General features: G+C 44.3%; 6 protein-coding genes. 5 read left to right on the forward strand and 1 reads right to left on the reverse strand.

The features are described from left to right. From LUQ50_RS03805 to LUQ50_RS03825, 5 genes are all read left to right on the forward strand, one after another. Positions 1-929: PEGA domain-containing protein (locus tag LUQ50_RS03805; protein WP_300036415.1), on the forward strand; the 929-nt coding region annotated here is incomplete at its 5' end. A 256-nt stretch (positions 930-1,185) separates the two neighbouring features. Continuing rightward, positions 1,186-1,671, forward strand: a complete 486-nt coding sequence (locus tag LUQ50_RS03810; protein WP_300036419.1) for an amino acid-binding protein — start codon at positions 1,186-1,188, stop codon at positions 1,669-1,671. 1 nt (position 1,672) lies between these two features. Further along, complete coding sequence (locus LUQ50_RS03815; RefSeq protein ID WP_300036422.1) at positions 1,673-2,665, forward strand: homoserine dehydrogenase; 993 nt, start codon at positions 1,673-1,675, stop codon at positions 2,663-2,665. Then, complete coding sequence (locus tag LUQ50_RS03820) at positions 2,649-3,755, forward strand: sugar-specific transcriptional regulator TrmB (RefSeq protein ID WP_300036425.1); 1,107 nt, start codon at positions 2,649-2,651, stop codon at positions 3,753-3,755. Before LUQ50_RS03815 ends, LUQ50_RS03820 begins: the two co-directional genes overlap by 17 nt. 103 nt (positions 3,756-3,858) lie before the next feature. Further along, positions 3,859-4,584: a peptidylprolyl isomerase gene (locus LUQ50_RS03825; protein WP_300036428.1), complete on the forward strand. Its 726-nt coding sequence runs from the start codon at positions 3,859-3,861 to the stop codon at positions 4,582-4,584. Between the two features lie 104 nt (positions 4,585-4,688). Here the strand turns inward: LUQ50_RS03825 and LUQ50_RS03830 are convergent. Next, the coding region (locus LUQ50_RS03830; RefSeq protein ID WP_300036431.1) for a CARDB domain-containing protein at positions 4,689-5,116 on the reverse strand (428 nt) is incomplete at its 5' end.

The following is a 5,116-nucleotide window of genomic DNA, read 5'->3' on the forward strand; positions in this document are numbered from 1 at the left end:
TAATATGTTTCGTGTGCGCTACAAGTTCTGTAAGTGTTATGGCGGGTATTACTCCTGAAAAGGTACAGACGTCCCTGACCATTGGGGTGCTTCCCGCTGAACCGACAATTAATCAGTCATTCCACGTATCAGGCATTCTCAAATCTGTAGCAGGTGAACCTCTGGGAAATAAAAGAATTGTTCTTGAATCTTCTCAAAAAGGAGCCCCGGATAGTGAAGGTTTCTCTTCCATTGATCTGGTTGTGACTGAAAGAGATGGGAAATATGAGTTCCTTCGTCCGGTTGATTCACCTCCTGAATTCCTCCGGGTGAAATTTGATGGAAATGATGATTATGCTCCATCCATAAGCCCGGTGATCGGGGTTCGTGGGATTGGAACCAATCACCCTCAGGTACGGTTGGGAGAAACCGGTAACATCATGATTTCGACAGATCCTGGCGAAGCCGATATTTATGTTGACAATGAATATCGGGGAGTTACTCCTAATAAAGTGGCAGGACTGAAGGAAGGATCTCATATTCTTAATCTTATCAAATCCGGGTATCAGAATGAGACGATGGAAGCGTATGTTACTTCGGATCGTGATGTTTCCTTTCATATCACATTGAGTGAAGAAGGATCGAGTACAAAAACCGGGATAGGTGCTATAACCGGGCTGGGACCAGAGTTACACCAATCATATCATCTTGCGTATACTCAAATCGCTAATAATACTACTTCAGACCCAGATGTTGCGATAGATGTATCGAGTAAGTCTATGAAGATATCCGGAAATAAGGTACCTGATCCGTCAGATATTAGTTTGAACAATACTACTGAACGAGCTCCTAATACTCACACCTATGACAATGTCAAAGTCTCAACGATCGTCATGAATAATACGTTGGGTGACGGGTATGACGTCATGGTTATCATGACTGATCATTAACTGTAGATATGAGTTTCTCAAGGGGGGTCATTGATGATTACAATTTTTTATTGTGTGGCCCTCAATTCGCTTCATTATGGGTAAGATTCGTCTCACGACGATGGAAGGTTCTCCAGTGGGATCCCTTTTTGGTTCCCTTTTGTTGCCTGCCTGATTTGATCAGATTCTACCCTGAATAGTCCATTTTTTAAGGTGTTCTGACAGACTAATGGTAACACGTAACTCAATATGAGGGAGGATATTTGTGCAGGTATCGATGAAACTTGAACTTCGTGATTCTCCAGGTCAACTTGTAGCAGCTCTGATGCCGATCTCAGATATGGGTGGCAATATCAAGACCGTAATTCACGAACATGATCACACCGCGGGAAGGGGTGTGTTGAGTGTTGAGGTGGTAATTGAAATTCCACCTGAACTTCTGGAGTCTTTGATCAACCGACTACGTGAAAGGGGGATTAATGTACTTCGGATTGGGGAAGAGAGAATGAGTTACCGGCAGAGCGTTATCCTGATCGGACATCTGGTTCATACCAATCTGGGTGATACGGTTGATCGCATTGATCAGACCGGATTTGCTGAAGTAACTCACATGAGTTTGTCGATGCCGGCAATACACGATAGAACCTCTGCACAGTTTGTTATCAAATCACTGACCCGTGAACATATGCAGCAGGCTCTTCATATCCTCAGGGAAGTTGCACGACAGAAGGACTTCCTCCTGATTGAACCCCTGGAGTTTTGATATGTCGTTAAGGCTTGCGATACTTGGTATGGGTTCGGTTGGAAGGGGAATTATTCAAACCATCTCACAGAAAGAGTTAGGGCTGATCATAACTGCGGTAGCTGATTCCCGTTCTGGTTGTATCGATCCTGATGGGCTTGACATCCCCGATCTGTTAGAGCGGAAAGAAAAGACGGGTATTTGTGGTGATACCAACATTAATGCAGAGAACGTGGTCCTCAATGCACCATATGATATTTTGGTAGAGGTGACCCCGACTGATGCCAGAAGTGGTGAACCTGCGACGTCATATATACTGAATGCTTTGAAACTGGGTCGTCATGTGGTCACATCGAACAAAGGGCCGGTTTCTCTTCATTATCATGCTTTGTCCTCTCTAGCCGGAAATAACGGGGTTCAGTTCAGATTTGAAGCAACAGTAGCTGGTGCAATCCCTATAATACAGACTCTTATGCATAATCTGGGGGGGAATGAGATCATCTCTCTCTATGGTGTTCTGAATGGGACCTGTAATTATATTCTCACCCGGATGGCTGAAGAAGGCCTAACCTATCGGCAGGCTCTTGATGAGGCACGGACCCTTGGTTATGCTGAAACTGATCCCACGTACGATGTGAAAGGAATAGATGCAGCAATAAAACTGGTGATCCTTGCAAATACGGTCTGGAAGAAAAATATCTCTCTGGATGATGTTGATGTAACGGGGATTGACCTTCTGACTGAAGAAGCACTCCGGTTGGCAGAACAGCAGGATGCAACCATTCGTCTGATAGGAGAGATCATCCCTGAACAGAATATTTACCGGCTATGTCCCCGGATTATTCCGAGGGATCATCCTTTGGTAGTACAGGGTTCTCTGAATGCAATTATTGTACGAACCGATCTTGCCGGTGATCTTCTATTTGTCGGGAAAGGGGCCGGATCACTTGAAACTGCGAGCGCTGTAATTGGTGATATTCTCTTCATCAGGGATAAATATGCAGGGGGTAATTGAACGTCGAAGGGCCTATCTGCAACTTATGCGTAGGTTAACCCTTGAAAAAGGATTTTTCACTGTTCAGGAAATTCAACTGGAAGCGGGGGTTCCCCGAAGTACGGCACAGGACTGGATTCTGCGACTGACAGAAGAAGGATGTGTAGTCTTACGTGAGCCCCCCCGGGGAAGGGCCCCGGCACAATATGCGGCAGCAAGTGCTCTTCCACGAACTGCATGCAGACGAATTTTTACTGCAGTTGATAATGATCTGGTTGAAATTATTCATGAATGTTTGAGTAGTGCCTGTGCCGGATTCTGTGGCTATCATCATGCTCTTGGTGGAGGGAACCGGGTGGCTGTTGCCCGGGATGGAACTCTGCTTCGTGAATATATTCACCTTGGTGATCACGAAGTTATCGTTGGACTTTATCCCCACTCTGCGGTTGCAATAACGGGGGTGCATCTGGATGGTGACCAGGTAGTTCAGCGAATCAGATCTGTGGGAGGACCTGCATTTTCACTTTCTGCGATGATGGGACTGGCCAGAGGGGTACTTGATGTTGAAATTGTCCGTGATGGACCCTGCACTGAAGGAATAATCCGTACCCGGGCACTTCAGCATCTTACCATTGGTTTAGATAATACCGATTCTGATGAAGGGGGAGCAACATTTGCCCTTGCAATTGCTCTTCTGGAACACCTGGGAGGATTTTCCGGAGTTTTTCCTATTACTCACCATGTAATTATGCTCTTTCCGGGGGTCATGAGTAAGACCGCAGGTAATTCATGTAGTGCCATTGAACTTGCAGTTGAATCAGGAATGGTTGATCAGATCATTTCAGAATCAATCAGGTTTATGGGTGATGAAAGTGCATCTCCATCGTGGGGAATAGCAGTGCGAAAAGGTCTCTGTGTTTCTGAAGAGTTGAAGACTTTTGGTTTTGCTGCCCGTCAGAAAAATGTAACCTATTCTATGGCTCAGGATTTGGCCTCCCGCTCTTCTCTCCTGATAGTTGGGGGTGATGGAGTGATCGGCGCTCTTGCCGCTGTATCTCTAACGGGGCTTGCTGCTCATGTTCTTCTCGATCCAAGCAGAGACCCGGTATGAATGTTTGGTTTTTCAGGAACTGCTTCAGATGAGAAAATTCCATGTATCTTCATCGTTTGTAATGAGGGAATAGTATTTGACTGAACCTGCTCCATAGCTTATTATGGACAGATCTCAGATCACTCCTTTCAGACAGAGATATCTCACTGTTGTCTGTGTCGTTCTTCTTGCTCTTGCCCTGCTGGCTGCCGGATGCACCAGCAAGGATGCAACATCATCAGCAACTACCTCGAAATCATCACAAGCAGACCAATCCGCTGCTCCTGTTGATGGTGTACAGAATGGCGATTTAGTTGAGATTGAATATACTGGAACACTTGCGAATGGTTCAGTCTTTGACAGTTCTAAGGATCGCGGTGCATTCCAGTTTGTTGTTGGAACCGGTACTGCAATTACCGGATTTGATAATGAAATTCGTGGTATGAAAGTCGGTCAGGCCAAAAAGTTTACTCTGACTCCTGAACAGGCATATGGTCAATATGATCCATCCCTGATTAAATCGATGCCTATTGACTTTATTCCAACAAGTGAGAAAGCGAATGTGACCATCGGCGATACTATTACTCTCTTTAATGGGCAGGCATACTTCCCGGCAACAATTATTGCGATGAATGAAACCAATGTGACCTTTGATCTGAATAGTCAACTTGCTGGTCAGACTTTAACGTTTGATGTCACGCTGGTCAATCTTACTCCGGCAGTAGAAGTTCAAAAGATGATGAGCCAGCTTGAACAGGAGCAGAGTCAGTCAGTTCAGATTCCGGTTGATGCAGCTGATCAGAAACAAACCACTTCTAACCAGACTGGCACAGGAACAAAGACTGTCTAATTAATCTATCCTCTCTTTTTTCCGTGCAGAATAGGATTGTGAATGAGAAGTAAATAACCCTGCAAGAAATCATATTGCTTGTTGGGTGTCTGAAAAAATTTGAATTAGCAGTCTTTGATCTGTACTCGATGATTCAGGATTGCGATATTGTTTGATTTATTTTGCTCATAGATATCGTTAGATGGATCAACGATAGCTCCGATTGAAAACATTCTCATACCGGTTCCATAAGGAATATGGAGCATATCTGCAATATTTAGTTTTTCATGGGGTTTTAAACTTCCAAATTCATGATATCCGATCTCTTTATCTGCAGGGGTTATGCCTTGATCATCAGATAAATAAAAATGTATGGAGAAGAAATTGGCATCGATATCTCCATTATTCTCAATGATACTTGTTATCGGGAATTCTGAAGCAATGCAACTACTTTCAGTAGCGTTGAGGTCGCTTATTACCAGATCTGCAGATCCCTCTATTATGGATTTTTCTTCAGATACTATCGTTGGTTGTGTAGGAATAATTTCCTGAA

Origin of the sequence: Methanospirillum sp., from assembly GCF_028679455.1 — an archaeon.
Taxonomy (GTDB): Archaea; Halobacteriota; Methanomicrobia; order Methanomicrobiales; family Methanospirillaceae; genus Methanospirillum.